Origin of the sequence: Micromonospora sp. DT15, assembly GCF_049841475.1 — a bacterium.
Taxonomy (GTDB): Bacteria; Actinomycetota; Actinomycetes; order Mycobacteriales; family Micromonosporaceae; genus Micromonospora.
Window position 1 is genome coordinate 288104 of sequence record NZ_JBNCKJ010000002.1, and the last position, 24378, is coordinate 312481.

The following is a 24378-nucleotide window of genomic DNA, read 5'->3' on the forward strand; positions in this document are numbered from 1 at the left end:
GGGATGAGCGCTGCCGAACCGGTCGACCTGACCGTCGCCGACCTGCACCCCGCGCTGGGCGATCCGGCGCTGACCTCGATGAACTTCCTCAACGAGGTGTCCGAGCGTCACCCGACGGCGGTGTCCCTCGCGGCCGGCCGGCCGTACGAGGAGTTCTTCGACGTCGCGGCGGTGCACCGACACCTGGACACCTTCCACCGGCACCTCGTCGACGACCTGGGGCACCGACCCGAGCAGGCCCGGCGGCTGCTGCTGCAGTACGGCCGGACCAAGGGCATCGTGCACCACCTGATCGCCCGCAACCTCGCCGTCGACGAGGGGATCACCGTCGACCCGGAGGACGTGGTGGTGACCGTCGGCTGCCAGGAGGCCATGTTCCTGGTGCTGCGGGCGTTGCGGGCCGGCCCGGCGGATGTGCTGCTCGCGGTCGCCCCGACCTACGTCGGCCTGACCGGGGCGGCCCGGCTGGTGGACCTGCCGGTGTGGCCGGTCGCCGGTGGGCCGACCGGGGTCGACCTGGACGACCTGGCCGCCCAGGTACGCCGGGCCCGGGCCGCGGGGCTGCGGCCGCGCGCCTGCTACCTGATGCCGGACTTCGCCAACCCCTCCGGCGTCAGTATCGACACCGCACACCGGCAACGGTTGCTGGACCTGGCGGCGCAGGAGGATCTGCTGCTGCTGGAGGACAACCCGTACGGACTGTTCCACAGCGACGACGGGCCGCGCCCGCCCACCCTGAAGGCGTTGGACACCGGCCGGCGGGTCGTCTACCTCGGCTCGTTCGCCAAGACCGTGCTCCCCGGGGCACGGGTCGGCTACGTCGTCGCCGACCAGCGGGTCGGCGGCCCGGGCGGGCGGGTCGGCACGCTCGCCGACCAGCTCGCCATGATCAAGAGCATGGTCACCGTGAACACGTCACCGATCGCGCAGGCCGTGATCGGCGGCCGGCTGCTGGAGCACGGATGCAGCCTGGTCGCCGCCAACACCCGGGAGCGGTCCGCGTACACCAGGAATCTGCGCCACCTGGTGGCCGGCCTCACCCGGCGCTTTCCGGCTCACCCGGACCAGCCCGGGGTGCGGTGGACGGTGCCGGCCGGCGGGTTCTTCGTGGTGGTGACAGTGCCGTTCCCGGTCGACGACGCGTTGCTGGACCGATCGGCGCGCGACTACGGGGTGCTGTGGACGCCGATGGCGCACTTCTACGACGACTCCGCGCCGGTGTGCGCGTTGCGGTTGTCGGTGAGCGCTGTCACACCGGAGCAGATCGACGTCGGGCTGGATCGCCTCGCGGCGCTGATCACCGACGAGTTGACTCGCCGGGCGGGTTGACACACCGCGTTCATCGGATGGCAATGCGCGACGACCCGCGTACCGCCGTCCTCGTTGGACGGTCATAATAAGCCGCATGGTTGCCTGGGAGTACGCCCTGCTCGTCCGTCGCTATCAGGGACAGGGCCGCAATTTTCACGTCTCGTTCGTCTGGTACGCGCCGGACGGGTCCCGCAAGGACATCACCGCCTACGGCGACACCGCCATCGCGCACCTCAACCGCGCCGGCCGCGAGGGGTGGGAGCTGGTCTCCGCCGCCGAGGACGTCAACAACGTCCAAGGCAGCACCGAAGTCCACCGCTACCACCTCAAGCGCCCCATGGGCTGACTCCGGCCCCCCGCCCCCGTCCCCGTCCGCCCCCGTCCGCGTCGATCATGGAGTTGTGGTGGTGGGCGAAAGTCGCTACCCGCCCTCATTCGGGCACCACAACTCCATGATCGACGCGAGTCGGTCGGGTCAGCTCAGGTCGACGCCGGGGTAGAGCGGGTACGTGGCCAGCAGGTCGGTGGCCTGGCGGGCGATCTTGTCGGCCAGGCCCGCGTCCAGCGTGTACTTCGCCTTCGACGGGGTGCCGTCGGCGTTGGCGCCGGCGGTGGTCTGGGTCAGCACGGTGTGGATCAGCTCGGCGGTCTGGTCCATCTCGGCGGTGCCCAGGCCCCGGGTGGTCAGCGCCGGGGTGCCGATCCGGATGCCGGAGGTGTACCAGGCGCCGTTCGGGTCCTGCGGAACCGAGTTGCGGTTGGTGACGATGCCCGAGTCGAGGAGGGCCTGCTCGGCCTGCCGGCCGGTGAGCCCGTAACCGGACACGTCGATCAGCACCAGGTGGTTGTCGGTGCCGCCGGTGACGAGCTTCGCGCCCCGACGCAACAGCCCCTCGGCGAGGGCCTGCGAGTTGTCCACGATCCGCTGGGCGTAGTCGGCGAAGTCGGGCCGGCGGGCCTCGGCGAGCGCGACCGCCTTGGCGGCCATCACGTGCGGCAGCGGCCCGCCGAGCACCATCGGGCAGCCCCGGTCCACCTGGTCGGCCAGCTCCGGCTGGCAGAGCACCATGCCGCCGCGCGGGCCGCGCAACGACTTGTGGGTGGTGGTCGTGACGATGTGCGCGTGCGGCACCGGGTCGAAGTCGCCGGTGAACACCTTGCCGGCCACCAGGCCCGCGAAGTGCGCCATGTCGACCATGAAGGTCGCGCCGACCGAGTCGGCGATCTCGCGCAGGATCCGGAAGTTCACCTTCCGGGGGTACGCCGAGTAGCCGCCCACCAGGATCAGCGGCTTGAACTCGCGGGCCGCCTCGGCCACCCGGTCGTAGTCGATCAGGCCGGTCGCCGGGTCGGTGCCGTAACTGCGCTGGTCGAACATCTTGCCGGAGATGTTCGGCCGGAAACCGTGGGTGAGGTGGCCGCCGGCGTCCAGCGACATGCCGAGCATCCGCTGGTTGCCCAGCTCGCGGCGCAGCGCGAACCAGTCGGCCTCGGTGAGGTCGTTGACCTGGCGGACCTGGGCCTTCTTCAGGGCGGGGGACTCCACCCGGTCGGCGAGCACCGCCCAGAACGCGACCAGGTTGGCGTCGATGCCCGAGTGCGGCTGCACGTACGCGTGCGCGGCGCCGAACAGCTCCTGGGCGTGCTCGGCGGCGAGCGCCTCGACGGTGTCGACGTTCTGACAGCCGGCGTAGAAGCGGCGGCCGACGGTGCCCTCGGCGTACTTGTCGCTGAACCAGTTGCCCATGGCCAGCAGGGTCGCCGGGGAGGCGTAATTTTCGCTGGCGATCAGCTTGAGTGACTCCCGCTGGTCGGCCAGCTCGGCGCCGATGGCGTCGGCGACCCGCGGCTCGACAGCCCGGATCACCTCAAGGGCACTCCGGAATGCGGTGGACTCTGCGTTGCGGGACATGCGACCTCCAACAGACGTGCGGGGAAGGCCCAGGCGCTCGGCAAACGTCCACGTGACGAGGCCGCTCCCCGATGGTTCTCCATCCCCACGCGCCAGTAACGGCCCGGGAGGATCCTACCGGGCCGTTACTGGCCGTTCGGGCCGCCCTCCGGGAGGCGACCCCGCCAACGTAATGAGGGGTGATCAGACGATCACCGCCGGCTCGCTGATCAACAAGGTGCAGACCGCCGCCGGCAAGATCATTCCGGACCGGCTCAAGTCCGAGCAGCACCGCCGGATGGCCGAACCAGGCTCAGGCAGCTAACCCCCGCCCCCCGCCCCGCGCCGCCCCGGCTCCCTCATCCCGCGATCTTGCACTTTCTGTCGTGACAAAACGGCACGAGACATCGCCAACCGGCAACAGAAAGTGCAAGATCGCGGGCCGGGCCGGGCCGGGCCGGGGCGGGGCGGCACGACGAAGGGCCCGGCGTTGTGCCGGGCCCTTCGGAGTGAGCGGGTGCCTCAGGCCGTCACCGCATCGAGCGCCTTCTTGATCGCCTTCGGGGCGGTGGGGGTACGCGGCGCGTCCGCGCGCAGCGCGATCATCTTCTCGCCGATCTCCTGGAGCTGCTTGCGGCCCAACGCGTCGCGGACCTTGGGGAACCACTCCTGCTCTTCCTCCTCGACGTGGTGCGTGACGTTCTCGATCAGCACCGTCGTCTTGGCGTTGAAGCGCTCGTCGTCGGCGTCCATGCTGGCCAGCTCGGCGCAGAGCACATCGGCGACGTGGTGTTCCTCGTACGACTCGAGGATGTCGTCCTCCAGGTCGGGCAGCAGTCGGCGGACCTCCGGATACATCACCTCGTTCTCCAGGTAGGTGTGCACTGTCAGTGCCTCCAGGATCTGGTCCACCAACTTCTGCCGCTGGTTCGCCGGCCCCTCCTCGGCGTCCTGGAAGGCCTTGAACAGGCGGCGCATTTCCTTGTGGTCCTCTTTGAGCAGGACGATGGCATCGGTCGACACCGGTATGACCTCCCTGACGAGTCTCGGCTGGTGGGGATCCGGTACCCCTACGCCGAACGCGGAAACAGGTGAAACCGCCTCAGACCATCGCCAGGGTGCGGGGGATCTCGTCGAGCAGCTCCCGAGCCAGAAAGCCGATCCGGCCGTAGCGGGGGATCAGCCGCTGGCCGCTCACCGAGTGCGCGAACGAGCCCCAGCAGGCCGCCTGCGCCGGGTCGGCACCCCGGGACAACAGCCCCGCCAGCAACCCGGCGAGCACGTCCCCGCTGCCGGAGGTGCCCAGCCCGGCGTCGCCGCTCTCCTCCCGCCAACCCCGCCCGTCCGGTGCGGCCACGTGCCCGTACAGCGACACCACCGCCTCGTACCGGGCGGCCAACTCGGCCGCCTCGGAGTCCAGGTCGTCGCCCGGCTCCCGCCCGAGCAGGTGCTCGGCCTCGGTGACGTTGGGGGTGAGAACCACGGGTCGACCCGAGCCGACCAGCAGGTCCGGTGAGTGGCTGAGCGCACCGAGGGCGTACGCGTCGAGGACCAGCGACGTGTCCGGGCGGGCCGCCTCCAGGACCAGGCTCAGCAGACGGTTGGTCTCGTCGATCGCCTTCAGGCCGGGGCCGATCGCCACCACGTCGGCCTGCGTGACCAGGTCGCCGAGCTGGCCGTCCCGGTCGGCGGCGACCGCACCGTCGGTGGTTTCCGGCAGGCCGACCACGAGCGCCTCGGGCACCTGGATGCTCAGCGCCGCCGCCGTGGACTCCGCGGCGGCGAGCTGGAGCACCCCGGCACCGGCGCGCAAGGCGGCCACTCCGGCGAGCAGCACCGCGCCCGGCGTGAAGCGGGAACCGCCGACCACCAGCACGGTGCCCCGGCTCTCCTTCCCGCCCACCGGCACGGGCAGTGCCCAGTCCCGCAGCAACGCCGGGGTGATCACCTTCACCTCAGACCGGCTCGGCATGGATCTCGTCCTCCCTGGTCGGCTGGGCGCCCTGCTGACGCAGGTGCGCGACATCGTTGAAGGCGGTGAGAGCAAGGCGGCCGTCGTCGTCAGCCGACCACTCGGTGATCGAACAGTTGGCGATCACGTCCTGCCGGGTGAGGGCCATCAGCTCGTCCTCGGTCAACCCCTCCAGCAGATAGCGAAGCAGGAAGACCAGCGCGTCGTGGCCGAAGAGCAGCACCCGGCAACCGTCGTGGTCACGACGCAGGTCGCCCAGCAGCGTCCGCAGCCGCAACGCCACATCCGTCCAGGACTCCCCGCCCGGCGGCCGGTAGTAGAACTTGCCCAACCGCTCCCGACGTTCGGCCTCGTCCGGGTACCGCCGGCGCACCCCGTGCCCGGTCAGCCCGTCGAGGATGCCCAGCTCCCGGTCGCGCAGCCGCTCGTCGCGGTGGACGGGAATGTCGGTGCCGGCCAGCGCCAGCCGCGAGGTCTGCACCGCGCGCAGGTACGGCGACACGACCGCCACATCCGGGCGCCTCGCGTCCGGCAGTTCGGCCAGCCAACGGCCGGTGGCCCGAGCCTGCTCCTCGCCGGTCGCGGACAGCGGCACGTCGGCGTCGCGATGGGTGAGGTCGATCAGCTCCGCGCCCGACGCCTCGGCGTGCGTCGCCGCGACGTTCGCGGTGCTCTCGCCGTGCCGGACGATCCAGAGGGTTGCCAGTTCCGCCATGCGGCCCCCCTACCCGGGCGCCGCCGACGGTAACCGTGTCCGGTGGTGGCTGTCGGTTTCGGGGCAGCGCCGCGACCCGGTGATGCGAAACAATGTGCGCCGGACAGGTGACGGGGGTCAAGAATGACTGTCTTGCGAGGTCTGCGGGAAGCGGTCCTGTTGTTCGTGGTGGTCGGGGCGCTGGTCGCGGTCGCGGCGATGATCTGGGTGGCGGTCGCCGGCGGTGACTACGCCGCTCGGCTGGGCATCGGGTTGGTTGTGGTGGGCGGGCTCATCGGCATGACGGGCGACCTGACGATGAGTCGGATCGGCATGCTCGGCCCGCGCGCCACCTTCGGTGCCGCGCCGGAGCGGGAGACGGCCGGCGGTGGGCGTGTGCTCACCGGGGTCGGCGTCTTCCTCTTCGTCGGGCTGCCACTGGTCGTGGTCGGCGTGCTGCTGCTCACCTGAGCGAGCGCGTCGTCGCTGCCGTCGAAGCCCCGCTCCGTCGGCGCCGCGCCAGTGTCCGCTCGGTGGCTGTACGGGGCGCTTGTGCGCCGTACCCTCAGGGCGTGGCCACGGCGGCGGAGGAGATCCAGGTGGGGGAGCGGCTGGTCCGCGTCTCCAGCCCCGACAAGCCGTACTTCCCGGAGCGTGGGCTGACCAAGCTGGACGTGGTCCGCTACTTCCTGGCGGTGGGCGACGGCATCCTGCGCGCGTTGCGGGACCGGCCGACCATGTTGGAACGCTGGCCCCGCGGTGTCTTCGAGGGCGCGACGATCGCCACCCGGCAGACCAACCGGGGCGACGCGTTCTACCAGAAGCGGCTGCCGGCCGGCGCGCCCGAGTGGGTGCGAACGGCGCACATCACGTTCCCCAGTGGCCGGACCGCCGACGAGATCGCGCCGAGCGAGTTGGCAGTGGTCATCTGGGCGGCCAACCTGGGCACCCTGCGGTTCCACCCGTGGCCGGTCACCGCCGCCGACGTGGAACGCCCCGACCAGTTGCGCATCGACCTGGACCCGATGCCCGGCGTCGGCTTCGAGCAGGTGGTGCCGGTGGCGCACGAGGTGCGGGCGTTCCTCGCCGAGCTGGGCATGACCGGCTACCCGAAGACCACCGGCGGTCGGGGGCTGCACGTCTACCTGTCGATCGAGCCGCGGTGGAGCTTCGGTGACTGCCGTCGGGCGGTGCTCGCGCTGGGCCGGGAGATGCAGCGCCGGCTGCCGGACCTGGTCACCACCACCTGGTGGCGCGACCAACGGGACCGGCCGGTCTTCGTCGACTACAACCAGATGGCCCGGGACCACACGGTGACCTCGGCGTACTCGATCCGGCCGACGCCGGCCGCGCTGGTCTCCGCGCCGCTGGACTGGTCGGAGCTGGACAAGGCCCGCCCGGAGGACTTCGACGTGCTCAGCATGCCGGCCCGGTTCGCCGAGCGCGGCGACCCGCACGCCGGCCTCGACGGTGACCGGCACTCGCTGGAACCGTTGCTGGAGTTGGCCGACCGCGACGGGCTGGAGGCCCCGCCGGAGCGCTGAGGCCGGCGGTCACGCCCAGGGGCTGCCAACCCCGTCGAACTCCTCGAAGACCAGCCAGGTGCGGGTGGACAGCACCCCCGGAATGCTTTGCACCCGACCCAGCACCACGTCGCGCAGCGCGGCGTTGTCCGGCGCGCGCACCAGCGCGAGCACGTCGTGGTCACCGCCGAGTAACGCGGCGTGCTCGATGTAGCGCACCTGGGCCAGCTCGGCCGACACCTCCCGCCAGGTGTTCTGCTCGATGGTCAGGGCGATGTACGCCGACGTGCCCAGCCCGGCCGCCTCGGGCGCCACCTGTGCCCGGAATCCGGTGATCACCCCGTCGCGCAGCAACCGCTCCACCCGCGCGTACGCGTTGGTGCGGGAGATGTGGATCCGCTCGGCGAGGGTACGCACCGACGTCCGGCCGTCGCGGACCAGCTCGTCGAGGATCCGCCGGTCGACCTCGTCCAACGCTCGGGCCGATCGTCCCGATCCCGCGCCCCGGCCTGCGTCGTCGGCGGTCTCCTGGCTCACTGGTACGCCCTCCGCATGCCAACCGTCCCGCCTTCTGTGTCGATCTTGAGTCAATCATCCACAAGCGGAAGCATAGGCTCACCACACGTCCCAGGAGGTTCCGCCGTGACGACCACTCCCCAGGCGGTCCGCAGGGCATCCCCGCGCACCCGTCGAACGGTCACCCCGCCCGACCCGGCGCGCTCGTTGCTACCGGACGCCGAGCCGGTCCGCCTGCTCGCCGAGAACGGCACGCCGCTGCCCGCCCGCGCCGACTACCCCGAACCACCCGCCGAGGTGCTGCGCGAGCTGTACCGCCGGATGGTGCTCGGCCGCCGATTCGACACCCAGGCGACCGCCCTGACCAAGCAGGGTCGGCTGGCCGTCTACCCGTCCTCGCGGGGCCAGGAGGCGTGCCAGGTCGGCGCGGTCCTCGCGGTCCGCGACACCGACTGGGTCTTCCCCACGTACCGCGAGTCGATGGCGCTGGTTGCCCGAGGCATCGACCCGGTCGAGGTGCTCACCCTGCTGCGCGGCGACTGGCACTGCGGCTACGACCCGACCGAGGTGCACACCGCGCCCCAGTGCACCCCCCTCGCCACCCAGTGCGTGCACGCCGCCGGCCTGGCGCACGGCGAGGCGTACCAGGGCCGCGACACCGTGGCGCTGGCCTTCATCGGTGACGGCGCCACCAGCGAGGGCGACTTCCACGAGGGGATCAACTTCGCCGCCGTGTTCAAGGCGCCGGTGGTCTACTTCGTGCAGAACAACAGGTACGCGATCAGCGTCCCGCTGTCCCGGCAGACCGCCGCGCCGTCGCTGGCTTACAAGGGCGTCGGCTACGGCGTACCCAGTGAGCAGGTCGACGGCAACGACCCGGTGGCGGTGCTCGCCGTGCTCACCCGCGCGGTCGCCCACGCCCGGGCCGGCAAGGGACCGTTCCTGGTCGAGGCGCACACCTACCGGATGGAGCCGCACACCAACGCCGACGACGCCAGCCGCTACCGCGACGGCGCCGAGGTCGACGCCTGGCGGGACCGGGACCCGGTCGCCCGCCTGGAGACCTACCTGCGCGCCCGCGGTGTGCTCGACGACGCGGCCGTCGCCGAGATCGCCGAGCAGGCCGAGGCGTACGCGGCGGACCTGCGGACCCGGATGAACGAGCAGCCCACAGTCGATCCGCTGAGCCTCTTCGACCACGTCTACGCCGAGCCCACCCCGCAGCTTGTCGAACAGCGTGAGCAGGTCCGCGCCGAGCTGGCCGCCGCGCACGCCGAGGAGGGCGACGCCTGATGGCCACCACCATGGCGAAGGCGCTCAACACCGCGCTCGCCGACGCGCTCGCCGCCGACGACCGGGTCGTCGTCTTCGGTGAGGACGTCGGCGCGCTCGGCGGCGTCTTCCGGATCACCGACGGCCTCCAGGCCCGCTTCGGCGAGAACCGCTGCTTCGACACCCCCCTCGCCGAGGCCGGCATCGTCGGCTTCGCCGTCGGCATGGCCATGTCCGGCCTGCGCCCGGTGGTCGAGATGCAGTTCGACGCTTTCGCGTACCCGGCGTTCGAGCAGATCGCCTCCCACGTGGCGAAGCTGCGCAACCGCACCCGGGGCGCGCTGAGCGTGCCGATCGTCATCCGCGTGCCGTACGCGGGCGGGATCGGCGGGGTCGAGCACCACTGCGATTCGTCCGAGGCGTACTACGCGCACACCCCTGGACTGAAGGTGGTCACCCCGGCGACCGTCGACGACGCGTACTCGCTGCTGCGCGAGGCCATCGAGGACCCCGACCCGGTGGTCTTCATGGAGCCCAAGAAGCTCTACTTCGCCAGCGCCGAGGCGTCCCTGCCGACCCGCAACGAGCCGTTCGGCCGGGCCGTCGTGCGCCGGCCCGGACGCGACGCCACCCTGGTGGCGTACGGGCCGGCGGTGCCGGTCGCGTTGGAGGCCGCCGAGGCCGCCCGGGAGGAGGGATGGGACCTGGAGGTCATCGACGTACGCACCATCGTGCCGTTCGACGACGAGACCATCACCGCCTCGGTCCGGCGTACCGGCCGGTGCGTGGTGATCCAGGAGGCGCCCGGCTTTGCGGGCGTCGGCGCGGAGATCGCCGCCCGGGTGCAGGAGCGCTGCTTCCACGCGCTGCACGCCCCGGTGCTGCGGGTCGCCGGGCTGGACATCCCCTACCCGGCGCCGATGCTGGAGCACACCCACCTGCCCGGCGTGGACCGGGTGCTCGACGCGGTCGCCCGCCTCCAGTGGGACGACCAGCCGGACGCGCGTTGGGCGGCGGCATGACCACCGTCGAACGGACGCAGGTCTTCCTCCTGCCCGACCTGGGCGAAGGGTTGAGCGAGGCCGAGATCGTCGAGTGGCGGGTCGCCGTGGGTGACGTGGTCACCGTCGACCAGAGCGTGGTCGAGGTGGAGACCGCCAAAGCCGTCGTCGACGTGCCCTGCCCGTACGCCGGCCGGGTGGTCACCCTGCACGGCACGGCCGGTGAGGTACGCCCGGTCGGCCAGCCGTTGATCACCATCGCGCCGCTGGATGGGGGCGACGAGCCCGCCGGGCACGCCACCTACCGCGAGGAGGAACGGGCCGGTTCGGGCAACGTGCTGATCGGGTACGGCACCGGCCACGGCACCGCCACCCGCCGTCGGCGTCGGCCCCGCCTGGCGGTGGCCCCCGAACCGGCTGACGCCGGCCCGACCGGCGGCACCGGCGCGGCTGCCGGTGCCGTGTCGCGCGACCCGGCAGCGCCCTCCGCCGTCCTGGTCATCTCCCCGATAGTGCGGCGGTTGGCCCGTGAGCACGGCGTCGACCTCGACACGGTGCGGGGCACCGGACCCGGGGGTGTGATCCGCCGCGCCGACGTGGAGGCCGCGCTGACCGCGCCCGCCGCCCGGCTCGCCGCCGTGCCGGACCCGCAGGTCGGGTCGGCCCCGGCCGGGGACGGCGACGTCATCGTCGCGCTGACCGGCGTCCGCAAGGTGATCGCCGACAAGCTCTCCCGCAGCCGGCGGGAGATCCCGGAGGTGACCATCTGGGTCGACGTGGACGCCACCGGGCTGTTGGAGACCCGCGCCGCGATCAACGCCGCGACGCCCGACGCGCCGGTGAGCATCCTGGCCCTGCTGGCCCGGATCTGCCTCAGCGGACTACGCCGGTTCCCGCAGCTCAACGCCCGGGTCGACACCGAGGCGCAGCGCATCGTCCAGTCCGCCGGGGTGCACCTCGGCATCGCCGCGCAGACCGACCGGGGGCTCCTGGTGCCGGTGATGCGCGACGCCCAGCGGCTCACCACCGCCGAGCTGGCCGCCGAACTGGCGGCCACCACGGCCGCCGCGCGGGCCGGCAGCCTGCCCCCGGCCCGGCTGACCGGTGGCACCTTCACCCTGAACAACTACGGGGTGTTCGGCGTCGACGGCTCCACGCCGATCATCAACCACCCCGAGGCGGCCCTGCTCGGGATCGGGCGGATCGTGGACAAGCCGTGGGTGGTCGACGGGCAGCTCGCCGTCCGCAAGGTGACCCAGCTGAGCCTCACCTTCGACCATCGGGTCTGCGACGGCGGGGTGGCCGGCGGCTTCCTGCGGCACGTCGCCGACTGCGTGGAGCGACCGGCGCTGCTGATCGCCGCCGTCTGACGCGTACCCCCTCGGCCCCGGCGCTGCCCGTGCGGCGCCGGGGCCGGCGCACGTCCAGGCCTCCCCGGCGGTGTCATCGGGCCGGCGGCATCGGGCCGGCGCACGTCCAGGCCTCCCCGGCGGTGTCATCGGGCCGGCGGCATCGGGCCGGCGGCGTCATCGGGTCGGGGTTTCCCGGCGGCCTCACCGGGAAGTCGGCCCCGCCGGAACGCACCGAACGCGTCGAAGGGAGCCCGCCGTGGCCGTGGCGAACGAGCTGCTGTTGAACTCGGTCCGGGTACGACGGCCCGCCTCGGCCGGCGCGCCGCTGTACTGCGACGCGCTGGAGTACGGGCTCACCGGTGACGGTGCGACCAACGACCAGCCGGCGCTGGCCGCTCTCGTGGACCGCCTCGGCGCCGGGTACGCCTCGGACGGACGGGCCCGGGTCATCTACTGCCCGCCGGGCATCTACTCGATCCGGGACGCGGGCACCGTGTGGCGCAGCGGTGTGTCGCTGATCGGGGCCGGCCCGGCGGCGACCCGGTTCATGCTCAGCAACGAGGGCAACCGGGCCGACCCCACCCCGTTGGCCTTCTGGACCACCGTGCAGCACGGCGCCGACCGGGACCGGCACATCGCCGACTGCACCTTCTCCGACTTCCAGATCGACGGCTCCGGCGTCGCCATGGCCGAGTACAACTACCTGGCCAAGGGCCTCGGCCTCCAGTACGTGGTGCGGGGCGTCTTCCGCAACCTCTACATCCACCACACCGCCGCCACCGGGCTGGGCTGCGACTTCCTCCAGGACTCGCTGATCGACGGCGTGGTGGTGGTCGGCTGTGGCCGACTGGACAACGGCGAGCAGATGGGTGGTGCCGGCATCGGGATCGGCATCGGTGGCTGGGGAGCGGTGGAGCGGCTGACCATCGCCAACTGCACCGCCCTGGCCAACGGCACCAACGGGATCTTCCTGGAGCTGCAGAAGGACTACTGGGCGCCGCCGCGCGGATACCGCATCGTCGGCTGCCACAGTCAGGGCAACCGCTTCGGCATCTCCGACTGGGGCGCCGACGGCCTGATCGTCTCCGCCTGCACCATGACCGGAAACCTGGAGACCGGGTTCGACGTGTCGGCGCAGGGCACCTCGTCGGTGGCCGGCCGGGGTGGGCTGCTCACCGACTGCGTCATCGACGGCAACATGTACGACGGGGTCAGTATCGGTAACAGCCCTGGCCCGTACACCGTCCGAGGCAATCGGATCAGCGGCAACGGCCGGTACGGTTATCACTCGCACGACCTCGGGCGCGGCTACCGCGGCTCGATCCGGGACGTGGTGATCGAGAGCAACGAGTTCTGGGGCAACGGCCTCGACGCGATCCGGATCGACCACCAGATGACCGACGCGGTGCTGCTCAACAACCGGATCCGCAACAACGGACGGCAGTACGGCGAGGGCACCGGCGGTACCGGTGACGCCGTCCGCTACAGCGAGCGGTCCCTGGTGGACCGGTCGGCCAACTGGCCGCACGACGGGCACCGGGGCAAGGTCCTGCGGGTCGGGAAGGCGGTGGCCATGGTGGCCTCCAACACCGGCGACGAACTCACCCTCGCCCCGGTCCGCCCGGACGCGTTCAGCGCGTGGAGCGGGGACGTGCCACCGCCGGGATGCGGATACGAGCTGGCCGCCGCACCGAAGCTGCGGGCCGGAATCACCGTCGACGCGCCGTTCGACTCGGCGACCATCCGGGGCAACCGGGTGTGGGACAACCACGACAACCCGACCCAGACGCACGGGCTGTGGATCACCGAGCGGGGCAGTTGCGTGGACTGCCGGGTCGAGGACAACGACCTGGCCGGCAACGCCGACGAGGGCATGCGACTGGACACCCCGCCGGTGGGCGGACGGTGGCGGGACAACCACGTGGACAGCGACTGGAGCTGACCCGACGTCGGTCGCCGTCGGGACGCCAGGGCGATGGCGACGGCGAGACCCGGAAGCTGAACGACGTGCGGCGGCGGCCGGAAGGATCCGGCCCCCGCCACTGTCGTGGTGAAACCGATCAGCCGGCCAGACCGGCAACCGGGGTCGGGTCCAGCACCACAGTCGCCGAAGCGGACTGCGGGGGTACGCCCGGGTCGGTCGGGGCGTCGGTGTACTCCGCGACGAACACCGCGGTCAGGTTGTCAGCGCCGCTGTGCCCACCGTCGAGGAAGGTGGGGATGCTTCCGGAGCAACCCGTCGAGGTGGACAGCGGGTGCCCGTGCTCATCGTGCCCGAGCACGTAGGTGACCTTCACCCGGGAGCAGTCCACCGGCAGGTCGTCGGTGACCTTCACCTCGTACGCGACGGTCTGCCCGAACTGGAACGGCTGCCCGGCCTCCGGGGCGACGAACTCGATGACCGGCGCGGTCGGCCCGACCACCAGCGGCAGGGACGCCGAGGCGGACCGTCCGGTGCGGTCGGTGACCTTCAACGTCGGCGTGTACGAGCCGTTCTCCGGGAACGTCCAGCTCGCGTTCGGAGCGGTGCTGTCCACCGAGCCGTCCGCGTTGAAGTCCCACGCGTAGCTGAGCTTGTCACCGTCCGGGTCGGTCGTGCCGGCGCTGGAGAACGCGACGGTCAGCGGGGCCTGCCCAACGGTCGGGGTGCCACTGATCTTCGGGATCGGCGTCCGGTTGCCCCGCACGAAGTCGATCCGGGACAGCTGCGCGTCCGGGTTCTCAGCGAAGTAACCGTCGCCGTACTCCAGGACGTAGAGCGCGCCATCCGGGCCGAACTCCATGTCCATCGGGTTGTCCACTACCAGCGACGGCGCCACCGGACGGATGTCGTCGACATCGCCGTCCTCGTCGAGGCGGAACTCCTTGATGTAGTCGCGGGACCACTCGTAGAACAGCGGCACCCCGTCGTAGTAAGCCGGCCAGCGGGTGCGCGACGTGCTGGTCCCGTCGTACTCGTACGCCGGGCCGCCCATCGGAGAGATGCCGCCGGAGCCCAGCTGCGGGAACTCGGCCGAGGGTGCGGCCGCGTACCAGACCTCCGGCTGCTCGACCGGCGGCAGCACGCGCTTGCCGGTGTTGTGCGGTGAGTCGTTGACCGGGCGCTTGCAGTTGAATGTGGCGCCGGACTCACCGGTGGCGAAGTCGTAGTCGTTGTAGGCGATCGTCGGCGTCACGCAGTACGGCCAGCCGTAGTTCGCCGGCTTGTCGACGCGCATCCACCGGCCGTGCCCGGCCGGCCCGCGCTCCGGGTTCGGGTTGGACGCGTCCGGGGAGTAGTCGCCCACGTACACGTCGTCGGTCCGCTTGTCGACGGAGAACCGGAACGCGTTGCGTAGCCCCATCGCGTAGATCTCAGGGCGGGTCTGCGCCGTGCCGGCCTTGAACAGGTTGCCGGCCGGCACAGTGTAACCACCACCGGCCTTGACCTTGATGCGCAGCAGCTTGCCGCGCAGGTCGTTGGTGTTGGCCGAGGTGCGCTGGGCGTCGTACGCCGGGTTGCGGTCGGCCCGCTCGTCGATCGGGATGTAGCCGTCGGAGGCGAACGGGTTGGTGTCGTCACCCGTCGACAGGTACAGGTTGCCCTTGCTGTCGAAGTCGATCTGGCCGCCGACGTGGCAGCAGATGCCCCGGTCGGTGGGCACGTCGATGATCTGCTGCTCGCTGGCGAGGTTCAGCTTCTGCCCGTCCAGCTTGAACCGGGACAGCCGCAGCGCGCCCTTGAAGCGCTGCCAGTCCGCCTCGGTGCCGGTCTCCGGCGCGTCGCCCTCGTTGACGCCGGGAGTCGCCGGGTCGTCCACCGGCGTGTCCATCGGCGGCGAGTAGTAGAGGTACACCCACTTGTTCTGGGCGAAGTTCGGGTCGATGGCGACGCCCTGCAACCCCTCCTCGTCGTGCTCGTACACCGGAATGTCGGCGGCGATGGTGTTCAGCCCGGTGCGCGGGTCGTGGATGCGGACCTCACCGGTACGGGAGGTGTGCAGCACCCGCAGGTCGGGCAGGACGGCGAGGCTCATCGGCTCGCCCGGGAAGTCGTTCAGTGTCACTTTCTGGAAGCTGCTGTCCGGCGGCGCGGCTGGCGCTGCGGACGCTGCCGACGGTGGTACGGCCAGACCGGCCGTCACCAACAGCAGGGCGGACGCGAATGCGGTCCTGTTCATCAGGTGAGTCCCCCGGGGTGGTTTCAGTACCGAAGTGAAGCGAGATAGTCGAAGCCGACGCGAGCGGTGTCCAGTGCGTCGGCGGGGGAGCGCGGCGCGGTGCCCGCGTCGTCGCGCTCCACGATGTACTCCTCGATGCCGGCTTCCCGCTCGTGGGCGAAGATGCGGCCGAAATCGATGACGCCGTCGCCGAGGTCGGCGAAACCACCCTCGACGTCGAGGTCCTTGACGTGTACCTGGCGGATCCGGCCGCGGTTGGCACGGATCACGTCGACCGGGTCGTGGGCGCCCCGCCAGGTCCAGTAGAGGTCCAGCTCGAAGTGCACCAGCCGGGAATCGGTCTGCGAGCTGAGGATGTCGAACCCGGTCGAGCCGCCGGTCAGCGGCACGAACTCGAGCTGGTGGTTGTGGTAGCCGAAGTCCAGCCCCGCGCGTTCGGCGAGGCGACCGGCGCGGTTCAGGTCCCGAGCCAGGGCCCGGTAGACGGCGGGGTCGCGGATCGGCTGACCGCTCGCGTCCCGACCGAAGTACGGGTGGACGATCTTCTTGCAGCCCACTACGTTGGCGTCGGCGAGAGCCTGCTCCCAGGTGGCCGCGTCGAACGGCTGCGGGATGCCGACGTGACCGGAGGTGGAACGCAGCCCGGCCTCGTCGAGCGCGGCCCGGAACTGTGCGGCGGTGCGTCCAACGAAACCGGCGTGCTCCACTCGCCGGTAGCCGATCCGACGCAGCGCGTCCAAGGTGCCGGGCAGGTCGGCGGCGAGCTGGTCACGCAGCGTGTAGAGCTGAATGCTGATCCGGTCCACCGGCACCCGGCGGCGGCCCTGGGCCTGCCCGGTGGTCGCGGCGGGCGCGGCGACGGCTGGGCCGCCGAGCAGACCGGCGGCGCCGACAGCGGCCGCGGAGACAGTCGCGGCGCGCAGCACTCCCCGCCGGCTGACCGGCTCGGACACCGGTGTCGGCCCCGGTCGGTTGAGTTGTTGATCCATGGTGGTGGTCCCTTCCTGACGGCTGGGACGCCGTCGGCGGCGGTCGACCTGACTGCCGTCCGCCGGGCGCGCCGAACCGGCCGGAGGCGGGCTCCGGCTGGACGGTGAGGGACGGCGCGGGTGCGGCCCGGACCCATCGGGAGCGGAACGCGGCGACCCGGCAGAGGTGGCGGCAAGTTGATCGACGAATGGGCAACCCTCTATCTAGATCCAGACCTTACCCTTGCCTCCGGACGAAGGCAAAGCTTTGTCGCGTTCGCCGGAAGTTTCGCTTCAACTGACAAAAGTCCGCCCACGAGGTGCGCCACCGGGCCTGAGCTTCTACTTCCCGTGGGATTCCTGGAAGTCGCGGTGTCGGGACGGCCGGGATGCCCCAACTTCCTTGAAGCCGAGTCGATCATGAGCCGGGTCGACGGTGCCGCCGCCTCCGCTCGCCATCCGGACAGTCGACGTTGCGTCGCTCAAGCGGAGCAAAGTGCATGACACGGGTCGGTTGAACCCCTGTCTGGGCCAAGCGGAGCATTGTTGGAAAATGGGTCGATAAATGCGCGGCCAATTATTTCCGAATGCCGCGAATGGTCCCGTCAAGCGGGCAAGAATGCGGGGGAGGGAAGTCGAAAAACGGGGGGACTGAAACATGACGTCTAGGCGGCGATTGACGCTGTTGGCGGTAACCATCGCAGCGGCACCACTCGTCCTGGGTGCGTGCACCGTCGACCGGGGTTCGGCGACCGGCTCGGCCAAGAAGCACGCCGCCCCACCGGAACTCGCCGTGACGCCGGGGGACAAGGCCCGGGACGTCCCGGTCAGCGCCGAGGTGGGCACCGTGGTCAAGGGTGGACGGGTCACCGGCGTACGGCTCACTGACGACAAGGGCAAGCAGGTCAACGCCGAACCGCGCGAGGACGGGTCCGGCTGGGTGCCGAGCGCCCCGCTGCAACCGCGACGGACCTACACCGCGGAGGTGACCGCGACCGGTGACTCCGGTGCCACCACCACCCGCACCACCACGTTCACGACGATGGCCAAGTCGACCAAGCCGCAGATCACCAGCACCCTCTATTTCAACGGCAATCGGACGTACGGCACGGCGATGCCGGTAACGGTGGCCTTCGACCCAGGAATTCCGAAAGAGGCCAGGGCGGATGTCCAGCGGCGGTTGTTCGTAAAGACGAATCCGCCGCAACCGGGTGCCTGGTCGTGGCTTGAAGATGGAAGCCAGGTCTATTACCGGGCCCCCGATTTCTGGAAGCCCGGGACCACCATCAGTGTCCGGGCCGGTCTGGAGGGTCTGCCGATCGGAAAGAAGCTGGTCGGCGACGCCGAGCGGACTGCGACCTCCAAGATCGGACGGCAGGTCTCGCTGGAGATCGACAACGCCACCAAGCAGATGACCGTCCTGCGCGACGGCAAGCAGGTGCGCCGGATCCCGGTGAGCCTGGGTAAACCGAGCACGCCGAGTTCCAGCGGCAAGATGGTGATCATGGAAAAGCACGAGCGGGTCACCTTCGACACCCGGGGTGAGCCGAACGGTGGCTACGTGGTCGACGTCGACGACGCCCAGCGCTACACCTGGGGCGGCGAGTTCATCCACTCCGCGCCCTGGTCGGAGGGGGACCAGGGCAACACCAACGTCTCGCACGGTTGCGCGAACGTCTCCGCCACCGCGGCCGACTGGCTGATGGGGGTGACGCAGGTCGGTGACCTGGTCACCGTCAAGGGCACCGAGGTGGAGCTACAGCCGGGCAACGGCTGGACCGCGTGGAACGTGAGCTGGGACGAGTTCGCCAAGGGCAGCGCCCTGCCGGTGCCGCCCGGGCTCAAGCCCGCGCCGGTCGCCCCGGCGCACCCGGGCGCGGTGGCCGGCGGGTCGCCCGCACCGGCACCCTCCGTCAGCGGCCGCTGAGCGGAAGAACGGGGGCCGGTCCGCACGACGACGGTAGTCCCGTCGCCCGTAGCCGGGCGACGGGACGGGACACCCACCGCGTCGATCTTGCACTTACTGCGGCGGCATAAGGGGCATTTCACGCAACCCGGCGACAGGGAACGCAAGATCGGCGCGGTGGTGGGGTGCAGGGCAGGGTCAGGTTAGGGGTACGCGGGCCACTCCGGGACCGGTCAGGCTGCCCAGCCAGAGGTGGTCGCCGTGTTGGCGTACCCCGGTGATCATCGAGTAGTGCCCGTTCGGACCGTGCAGCGTCCGGCGGACCGTTCCCGCGTCGTCGACCAGCGCGACCAGCCCGTAGCGGCGTGGCTGCGGCTGCATCGCGTCGGGCAGCAGGGCGGCGATCTGGCGCAGACGCGGATGGGGAAGCAGCCGTTCGGCGATCGGCACCCGGGGGCTGGGCAGCGCGATCCAGTACGTCCCATCACCCACCGAGGCGAGATTGTCCGGGTACGCGGGCAGGTCGGCGAGGACCCGCACACCGCCGCCGAGCTCGACCCGCAGCAGACGGTGCGTGCTGGTCTCCACCAGCATCAGCGCCGACTCGTCCGGGGTCAGCGCGATCCCGTTGGGAAAGTACAGCCCATCGGTCACCACCTCGGTGCGGCCGCTGCCCGGATGGTGGGCCAGCACCCGCCCGTTGGGACGGTGCTCCAGCAGGTCCCGCTTCCAGTGCGAGACCGGAAACCGGTCGGAGCTGTCGGTGAAGTAGATGGTGCCGTCACGGCCCACCGTCGCGTTGTTGGCCAGGTGCACCGGGGGTGCCGTTCCGGTCAGTTCGCGTACCGCGCCGTCCGGGGTGACCCGCAGCAACCCGCGGTACGCGTCGCAGACCACCAGGGCCTCACCGGACGGGTCCAGCTCAATGCCGAGCGGACGGCCCCCGGTCTCGGCCAGCAGGTGGGGTGTGGTGCCGGCCCGCGCGTCGACCGGCCACCACCAGAGCCGACCGTCCTCGTCGCCACTGATCACCCGCCCGGCGCCGTCGACCAGCACGTCCTCGGGGCCGACGGCGCCCGCGGGGAGGGGGAGCAACTCGGCCTCGTCCAGCCGACGGTCGATGGGGGCCCATGCCCCGGCCAGCGCCGGAGGGCTGGTCGCCGGCTCGCGGACGGGGCGGATCAGCCGGGGCGGCCGGGGCCGGGGGATCAGCATCGACCTATTCTCCACCCGGATGCCGGCCGGCCCCCGGGTTCCGAGCCCGCGCGGCGCGCCGCGGGAGGCCCCTGACTCCACCCCGAGGAGGAGGTGGGGTACCTCGGGGTATGCCCCTGGGCGTACCCGGAATCACTCCGTGGAGGGGCGAAAGTGTCGGTGGTGGGGGCTAGATTTCTGGGCATGGAAGAGCACAGCGACCGGCTGGACGTGCAGGTCAGCGTGGGTGACCAGATGGTCCTCGTGCGGGTGGCCGGCGAGATCGACATCGCCACCGTGGCCGCGTTCCGGTCCGCGCTGTGGTCCGCGCCGCCCCGGCCGGTCCTTCAACTGGACCTGTCCGGGCTGCGGCTGCTCTCCGCCACCGGCGTTCGCACGCTGCTCGCGGCGCATCTGCGCGTACGGGCCTGCGGTGGCGAGCTGGTCCTGGTCGACCCGAGCCCGGTGGTGGCGCGGGTGCTGCGCGTCAGCGGGCTGCACCGCGTGATGCCGATTCTGGAGCTGACCTGGCCGATCGAGGCCGCCGCGCGTCGCCCGGTGATCGCCACCACGGACCTGCAACTGGCCGCCTGATCTCGATCGACGAGGTTGCCCGTCACCGTCTCAGCCGGGCACGGGGCCGCCGGCGCGTACCGGCGACCCCGACAATCGGTCAGCTCACGCCGAGCAGGTCGACGACGAAGACCAGCGTCTCGCCCGGCTTGATGACGCCGCCGGCACCCCGGTCGCCGTACCCCAGGTGCGGCGGAATGGTCAGACGGCGGCGACCGCCGACGCGCATGCCGGCGACGCCCTGGTCCCAGCCGGCGATGACCTGACCGCCGCCGAGCGGAAAGTCGAACGCCTCGCCCCGGTTCCAGGACGAGTCGAACTCGCCGCCCGTGGAGTGCGACACGCCGACGTAGTGCACGCTGACCAGTTGGCCCGGCTCGGCCTGCGGGCCGTCGCCAACGGTGATGTCCTCGATCACGAGGTCGGCCGGCGGTGCACCCTCGATCGGACCAACCTCGGGCTTGCCCGACTGGGCGCCTGCTGCCTGGGTCATGCGGGGATCTCCTGCCGTGTTGGGTGATGTGTCCGGTCACCGTCGATCCTGCCGGATCACCCCTCACCGATGTGCGGCGGACCCGCAACCTGCTCCGCAGCCCTCATCCGTCGGTCGAGCACCGGCGTCCCGGTGGCGCTGGGGGCCCGGCCGGTGGAACGACGCCGTGGCGGGCGTCACCGATGCTGGTGACGCCCGCTGAGGGGGGTGTGCGGAGTTCACCGCAGCCAGGGTGTCCGCTGGACGATCGGCAGCGTCGCCCACACCCGGCCCAGGCCCCAGGTGTCGCCCGCGTTGACCAGCGCCAGGACCGCCAGCACCGCCGCGTAGATGAGGTGGTCGTCCATGAAGGGGTTGTTCTCCGGAGGCAGGACGGCGGTCCACATCATGACCAGCAGCAGCCCACCGGCCACGGCGGCGACCCGCATGCCGATGCCGAGCAGCAGCGCGACACCGATCCCGGCCAGGCCGATCATGAAGAGCCAGTCCGCCCAGGCGGCACCGGCGATCCCGGTGTAGAGATCCTTGAACGGGCCGGTCACGCCGAAGGTCAGGAATCCCTTGGTGGGGCTACCCCCGTTGATCCAGGCGTTCTTCGACTCGGTGGCCATCCCGAAACCGAACACCTTGTCGATGAAGGCCCAGAGGAAGATCCAGCCCAGTGCCAGCCGGGTGCCGGCCAGGATGTACCGGACGGCCCGCTCGTGAGTGGTGCCGGCCTTCGCAGCGGGGTTCTCGGCGGTGACCCGCTCGGTCGTCGCGATCATGGTCTCCACGTCCTTTCTCAGCTTCGCACCGCGCTTCCCGGTGGCATCTCCAGTGGACGCTCCCGGCGTTCACGGCGGCAGGGCCGACAGACCGCAACCGCTCGGGACGTTCGACCCCTCCGGTCCGGTCCGGCGGCCCTGACGACCGTCGGCGCTCGGTCGTAGCGTCCGAGATGGACCACGAGAGAGAGGCCGTGATGAGGACCTGGCAGGTGGGTGACGTGATGACCCGGGAGGTCGAGACCGTGGTGGCCGAGACCCCGTACCGGGAGATCGTCGATGTGCTGTTGCGCCGCGGGGTCAGCGCGGTGCCGGTGATCGACGATTTCCGCCGAGTGCTGGGGGTGGTGTCCGAGGCCGATCTGCTGCACCGGGTCGAACGCGCCGGTGAGCCGGCGCTGCGACGGGTCTTCGAGAGCCACCGTCGGCGTGGCGCGCGGAGCAAGGGTGCGGCCCTGCTGGCCGGCGACCTGATGACCGCGCCGGCGGTCACCACCGATCCGGAGGCGCCGCTGTCCGCCGCTGCCCGCGTGATGGACCGCGAGCAGGTCAAGCGGCTGCCCGTGGTGGACGACCTCGGCCGGTTGATCGGCATCGTCGGTCGTGCCGACCTGCTGCGGGTGCACCTGCGGTCGGACGCCGAGATTCGTGAGGACGTGGTGCAGGAGGTGCTTCGCCGGGTGCTCGCCGTGCGGGACGGACTGGTCACGGTCGAGGTCCGCCACGGTGACGTGACGCTTGCCGGTCGGCTGGACCGCCGCTCCGCCGTCGACCTCGCCGGTCGGCTCGCGGCGCAGGTCAGTGGCGTGGTGCGGGTGACAAACGCGATCGCCTACGACGCCGACGACACGGTCACCGACCCCGGCCAGGTGATGCCGGTCGCCTGAGGGCGGCTACCCGCCCGCCCGGAGCCTCAGCCGCCGCCCGCACTGCTAGCTGCCAGATCATCGTATGGGCCCGACCCGACTTCGTTCGACCGCCCGATGCCGGGTCGGGCGTTCACCTAGGCTCGAAAAGGGCACCAGCGACACCACCCGCACCCGCGTACCTCCGTTCGCCGCCGGCACCGATCATGCCCCTTCGGGCCGACGTCTGGTCAGGGGTGGCCGGGCTCGATGCGGGCGGTCACGTCGAGGTGCGCGGGCTGGCAGTCGGTCGTCGCCGCGAATCGGCGGACCGCCGCGCGAACGTGCTCGCGTACGCCGGCGGTCGGCGCGTCGGCGGTGAGGTCCACCCGGATCCACACGTCGGGGTGCGGTGGCGTGCCGGTGAGCACCACCCGGGCCCGGCGTACGCCAGGGTTGCCGGTCAGGTCTCGTACCAGCGCGTCGGTGAGGACGTCGGTGGCCAGCCGGGTCCGGCCCGGCCGGCGTCCAGGGTGGCTCAGGGTGCCGCGCAACGTGCCGTCCGGGCCCCGCAGCTCCCGGGTCAGCAGGCGCTGCCCGGCCAGTGCGAGCAGGGCTGCGGCGGCGGCCGCGGCCAGGCCGCTCCACGGCGCGGCCCTCCGCAACCGCTCGACCACCTCGGCGCTGAGCAGCGCCGCCGCCGGGTCGGCGCCGGGCAACGTGCCGAGGCTGGCCGTCAGTGCCGCCGCGCCGCCCGCGACCAGCAGCAGCGCGATGATGGTCCACAGCAGCCGGTGCCCGGCGTTGGTCACGCCGGCCGTCGCCGGGGCAGCAGCCGGACGTCGATCCGGGCGGGGCGGGGTGCGGTGAGGTGACGCAACTCCTGGTGCACAGCGAACTCGATCTCCGCCCGGGCCGCCGGGTCGCCGGTCGCGCGGACCCGGGGGCGCCACTGACCGCCGCGACGGCGGACCCGGACACGGGCGCGGCGGACGCCCGGCACCGCGCTGGCGGCGTCAGCGAGCCGCCGTTCCACGCAGCGCCGGTGCAGGTACCAGCCGTCGTGCTCGTCGGCGCGCAGGCGGGCCGGTGTCCAGCGGCGCAGTTGGGCGACGAGGATGGCCAGGCCCAGCAGGAGAGCCCCGCCGGCCACGGCCCGGACGGTGGGGTCGCGCCACCGGGTGCCGCTCAGCGCGTCGAGCCAGCCGCTGGTGTGGAGCGGTGTCGGTCGGTGCAGGGTGAGCAGCAACGCCTGGACGGCCGCCGCCGCGCCGCCAAGAAGCAGCACGGTGGCCAGCAGCAACGAGGCGACCCGGTTGGCGGTGCGCATCTCAGCCGTCCTCCGGTGTGGCGGTGCCGACGCCGGAGGAGTCGACGCCGGGGACGAGCAGGTCGTCGACGGTGACCGTCACCACCGCCACGCGGAGCCCGGTCTGGGCGGCCACCCGGTCGGTGACCACCGCCCGGACCGTCTCGGCGATCGTCGGCACGCTGTGCCCGTACCAGGTGATCAGGTGCAGGTCGAGTCCGACGGACCGGTCATCCAGACGGACCGCCGCCGGGCGGACGACGGACACGCCCGGCACGAGGCTGGCCGCCTGCACCGCGATCCGTGCGACGTCCGCCGTGTCGCCAGGGCGGCGTTCCGGACCGGCCGTCCCGGCGGCCAGTCCGGTGCTGGGGTTCGTCCCCGCGGACGGGCGGGTGGTCATCGCCGCCGCCGAGTGTCGGCGCGGCGGTCGCCGAGACCGGTCATCGCGAGGTCGCCGTCGAGCACCCGGACGACCAGCCAGCCGAGCAGACCGGCGAGCACGGCGAGGGCGGCCACGCCGATGCCGGCGAGCGCCCAGACCGCCACGGCGAGGAACCCGGCGAGGAAGCCGAACTGCTGTCGCGACATGGTCACCTCCGGACCGGTCCGGTACCGGCGGTCGCTGGAT

Annotated in this window: 26 protein-coding genes and 1 riboswitch; of the genes, 12 read left to right on the top strand and 14 right to left on the bottom strand. The window is 71.7% G+C overall.

Annotated features, from left to right (window positions below; translation table 11 throughout):
- The first annotated feature begins 3 nt into the window (after window positions 1-3).
- Window positions 4-1329 (top strand): PLP-dependent aminotransferase family protein, encoded by a 1326-nt coding sequence (locus ACLQ3F_RS05450; protein WP_425846707.1) that lies wholly within the window; start codon window positions 4-6, stop codon window positions 1327-1329.
- Window positions 1330-1396: 67 nt separating this feature from the next.
- Window positions 1397-1657, top strand: a complete 261-nt coding sequence (locus ACLQ3F_RS05455) for a hypothetical protein (protein ID WP_425847389.1) — start codon at window positions 1397-1399, stop codon at window positions 1655-1657.
- Between the two features lie 129 nt (window positions 1658-1786).
- Here ACLQ3F_RS05455 and ACLQ3F_RS05460 read toward each other — a convergent pair whose 3' ends face one another.
- Entirely contained in the window at window positions 1787-3223 is a 1437-nt protein-coding gene (locus ACLQ3F_RS05460) for a glycine hydroxymethyltransferase (protein ID WP_425846710.1), read from the bottom strand.
- A 20-nt stretch (window positions 3224-3243) separates the two neighbouring features.
- Window positions 3244-3333: riboswitch (ZMP/ZTP riboswitch) on the bottom strand.
- A gap of 62 nt (window positions 3334-3395) precedes the next feature.
- On the opposite strand from ACLQ3F_RS05460, the gene ACLQ3F_RS05465 reads away from it, so the two are divergent.
- Complete coding sequence (locus ACLQ3F_RS05465) at window positions 3396-3527, top strand: hypothetical protein (protein ID WP_387354733.1); 132 nt, start codon at window positions 3396-3398, stop codon at window positions 3525-3527.
- A gap of 197 nt (window positions 3528-3724) precedes the next feature.
- Here ACLQ3F_RS05465 and ACLQ3F_RS05470 read toward each other — a convergent pair whose 3' ends face one another.
- The 3 genes from ACLQ3F_RS05470 to ACLQ3F_RS05480 form a co-directional block, all read right to left on the bottom strand.
- Complete coding sequence (locus tag ACLQ3F_RS05470) at window positions 3725-4225, bottom strand: hemerythrin domain-containing protein (protein WP_357235274.1); 501 nt, start codon at window positions 4223-4225, stop codon at window positions 3725-3727.
- Window positions 4226-4304: 79 nt separating this feature from the next.
- On the bottom strand, window positions 4305-5174 hold the full coding sequence (locus ACLQ3F_RS05475; protein ID WP_357258245.1) for an NAD(P)H-hydrate dehydratase: 870 nt from the start codon (window positions 5172-5174) through the stop codon (window positions 4305-4307).
- Window positions 5158-5889, bottom strand: coding sequence for a histidine phosphatase family protein (locus ACLQ3F_RS05480; RefSeq protein WP_425846714.1), 732 nt, complete (start codon window positions 5887-5889; stop codon window positions 5158-5160). The genes ACLQ3F_RS05475 and ACLQ3F_RS05480 overlap by 17 nt, the downstream gene beginning before the upstream one ends.
- Before the next feature lie 123 nt (window positions 5890-6012).
- Here ACLQ3F_RS05480 and ACLQ3F_RS05485 point away from each other — a divergent pair, with 123 nt between their 5' ends.
- Together ACLQ3F_RS05485 and ACLQ3F_RS05490 are read left to right on the top strand one after the other, a co-directional pair.
- Entirely contained in the window at window positions 6013-6339 is a 327-nt protein-coding gene (locus tag ACLQ3F_RS05485) for a hypothetical protein (protein WP_357258247.1), read from the top strand.
- 101 nt (window positions 6340-6440) lie between these two features.
- The gene (locus ACLQ3F_RS05490) at window positions 6441-7412 is read left to right on the top strand and encodes a DNA polymerase domain-containing protein (protein ID WP_425846718.1); all 972 of its coding nucleotides are present in this window, start codon (window positions 6441-6443) and stop codon (window positions 7410-7412) included.
- A 9-nt stretch (window positions 7413-7421) separates the two neighbouring features.
- Here the strand turns inward: ACLQ3F_RS05490 and ACLQ3F_RS05495 are convergent, their stop codons facing one another.
- The gene (locus ACLQ3F_RS05495; protein WP_425846720.1) at window positions 7422-7928 is read right to left on the bottom strand and encodes an Lrp/AsnC family transcriptional regulator; all 507 of its coding nucleotides are present in this window, start codon (window positions 7926-7928) and stop codon (window positions 7422-7424) included.
- A gap of 105 nt (window positions 7929-8033) precedes the next feature.
- Here ACLQ3F_RS05495 and pdhA point away from each other — a divergent pair, with 105 nt between their 5' ends.
- From pdhA to ACLQ3F_RS05515, 4 genes are all read left to right on the top strand, one after another.
- The gene (gene pdhA / locus ACLQ3F_RS05500) at window positions 8034-9200 is read left to right on the top strand and encodes a pyruvate dehydrogenase (acetyl-transferring) E1 component subunit alpha (RefSeq protein WP_425846723.1); all 1167 of its coding nucleotides are present in this window, start codon (window positions 8034-8036) and stop codon (window positions 9198-9200) included.
- The gene (locus tag ACLQ3F_RS05505; protein ID WP_425847390.1) at window positions 9197-10201 is read left to right on the top strand and encodes an alpha-ketoacid dehydrogenase subunit beta; all 1005 of its coding nucleotides are present in this window, start codon (window positions 9197-9199) and stop codon (window positions 10199-10201) included. The genes pdhA and ACLQ3F_RS05505 overlap by 4 nt, the downstream gene beginning before the upstream one ends.
- Complete coding sequence (locus ACLQ3F_RS05510) at window positions 10198-11550, top strand: dihydrolipoamide acetyltransferase family protein (protein WP_425846726.1); 1353 nt, start codon at window positions 10198-10200, stop codon at window positions 11548-11550. Before ACLQ3F_RS05505 ends, ACLQ3F_RS05510 begins: the two co-directional genes overlap by 4 nt.
- A 244-nt stretch (window positions 11551-11794) precedes the next feature.
- The gene (locus tag ACLQ3F_RS05515; RefSeq protein ID WP_357205061.1) at window positions 11795-13474 is read left to right on the top strand and encodes a right-handed parallel beta-helix repeat-containing protein; all 1680 of its coding nucleotides are present in this window, start codon (window positions 11795-11797) and stop codon (window positions 13472-13474) included.
- Window positions 13475-13592: 118 nt separating this feature from the next.
- Here ACLQ3F_RS05515 and ACLQ3F_RS05520 read toward each other — a convergent pair whose 3' ends face one another.
- Both ACLQ3F_RS05520 and ACLQ3F_RS05525 read right to left on the bottom strand, forming a co-directional pair.
- Window positions 13593-15692: a PQQ-dependent sugar dehydrogenase gene (locus ACLQ3F_RS05520; RefSeq protein WP_425846728.1), complete on the bottom strand. Its 2100-nt coding sequence runs from the start codon at window positions 15690-15692 to the stop codon at window positions 13593-13595.
- A gap of 23 nt (window positions 15693-15715) precedes the next feature.
- Window positions 15716-16681, bottom strand: a complete 966-nt coding sequence (locus ACLQ3F_RS05525; protein WP_425846730.1) for a sugar phosphate isomerase/epimerase family protein — start codon at window positions 16679-16681, stop codon at window positions 15716-15718.
- Between the two features lie 637 nt (window positions 16682-17318).
- Between ACLQ3F_RS05525 and ACLQ3F_RS05530 the strand changes: the two genes are divergently transcribed.
- Window positions 17319-18587 carry a L,D-transpeptidase gene (locus ACLQ3F_RS05530; RefSeq protein WP_357206067.1) on the top strand — a complete coding sequence of 423 codons (1269 nt, stop codon included), beginning with the start codon at window positions 17319-17321 and terminating at the stop codon, window positions 18585-18587.
- A 177-nt stretch (window positions 18588-18764) separates the two neighbouring features.
- Here ACLQ3F_RS05530 and ACLQ3F_RS05535 read toward each other — a convergent pair whose 3' ends face one another.
- Window positions 18765-19781, bottom strand: a complete 1017-nt coding sequence (locus ACLQ3F_RS05535) for an SMP-30/gluconolactonase/LRE family protein (RefSeq protein WP_425846734.1) — start codon at window positions 19779-19781, stop codon at window positions 18765-18767.
- Between the two features lie 183 nt (window positions 19782-19964).
- Between ACLQ3F_RS05535 and ACLQ3F_RS05540 the strand changes: the two genes are divergently transcribed.
- On the top strand, window positions 19965-20354 hold the full coding sequence (locus tag ACLQ3F_RS05540) for an STAS domain-containing protein (RefSeq protein ID WP_425846736.1): 390 nt from the start codon (window positions 19965-19967) through the stop codon (window positions 20352-20354).
- Window positions 20355-20433: 79 nt separating this feature from the next.
- On the opposite strand, the gene ACLQ3F_RS05545 is transcribed toward ACLQ3F_RS05540, so the two are convergent.
- Together ACLQ3F_RS05545 and ACLQ3F_RS05550 are read right to left on the bottom strand one after the other, a co-directional pair.
- On the bottom strand, window positions 20434-20826 hold the full coding sequence (locus ACLQ3F_RS05545) for an FKBP-type peptidyl-prolyl cis-trans isomerase (RefSeq protein ID WP_238685740.1): 393 nt from the start codon (window positions 20824-20826) through the stop codon (window positions 20434-20436).
- Between the two features lie 218 nt (window positions 20827-21044).
- Window positions 21045-21602 (bottom strand): hypothetical protein, encoded by a 558-nt coding sequence (locus ACLQ3F_RS05550; protein ID WP_425846740.1) that lies wholly within the window; start codon window positions 21600-21602, stop codon window positions 21045-21047.
- 188 nt (window positions 21603-21790) lie between these two features.
- On the opposite strand from ACLQ3F_RS05550, the gene ACLQ3F_RS05555 reads away from it, so the two are divergent.
- The gene (locus ACLQ3F_RS05555) at window positions 21791-22480 is read left to right on the top strand and encodes a CBS domain-containing protein (protein WP_425846742.1); all 690 of its coding nucleotides are present in this window, start codon (window positions 21791-21793) and stop codon (window positions 22478-22480) included.
- Between the two features lie 209 nt (window positions 22481-22689).
- Here the strand turns inward: ACLQ3F_RS05555 and ACLQ3F_RS05560 are convergent, their stop codons facing one another.
- From ACLQ3F_RS05560 to ACLQ3F_RS05575, 4 genes are read right to left on the bottom strand one after another with little or no spacing between them, the layout of a single operon-like run.
- Window positions 22690-23250 (bottom strand): hypothetical protein, encoded by a 561-nt coding sequence (locus ACLQ3F_RS05560; protein ID WP_425846744.1) that lies wholly within the window; start codon window positions 23248-23250, stop codon window positions 22690-22692.
- Window positions 23247-23768 carry a DUF6286 domain-containing protein gene (locus tag ACLQ3F_RS05565; RefSeq protein ID WP_425846747.1) on the bottom strand — a complete coding sequence of 174 codons (522 nt, stop codon included), beginning with the start codon at window positions 23766-23768 and terminating at the stop codon, window positions 23247-23249. Before ACLQ3F_RS05565 ends, ACLQ3F_RS05560 begins: the two co-directional genes overlap by 4 nt.
- A 1-nt stretch (window position 23769) precedes the next feature.
- Window positions 23770-24150 carry an Asp23/Gls24 family envelope stress response protein gene (locus ACLQ3F_RS05570; RefSeq protein ID WP_357206042.1) on the bottom strand — a complete coding sequence of 127 codons (381 nt, stop codon included), beginning with the start codon at window positions 24148-24150 and terminating at the stop codon, window positions 23770-23772.
- Window positions 24147-24338 (bottom strand): hypothetical protein, encoded by a 192-nt coding sequence (locus ACLQ3F_RS05575; protein WP_357233807.1) that lies wholly within the window; start codon window positions 24336-24338, stop codon window positions 24147-24149. Before ACLQ3F_RS05575 ends, ACLQ3F_RS05570 begins: the two co-directional genes overlap by 4 nt.
- Window positions 24339-24378 lie beyond the last annotated feature (40 nt).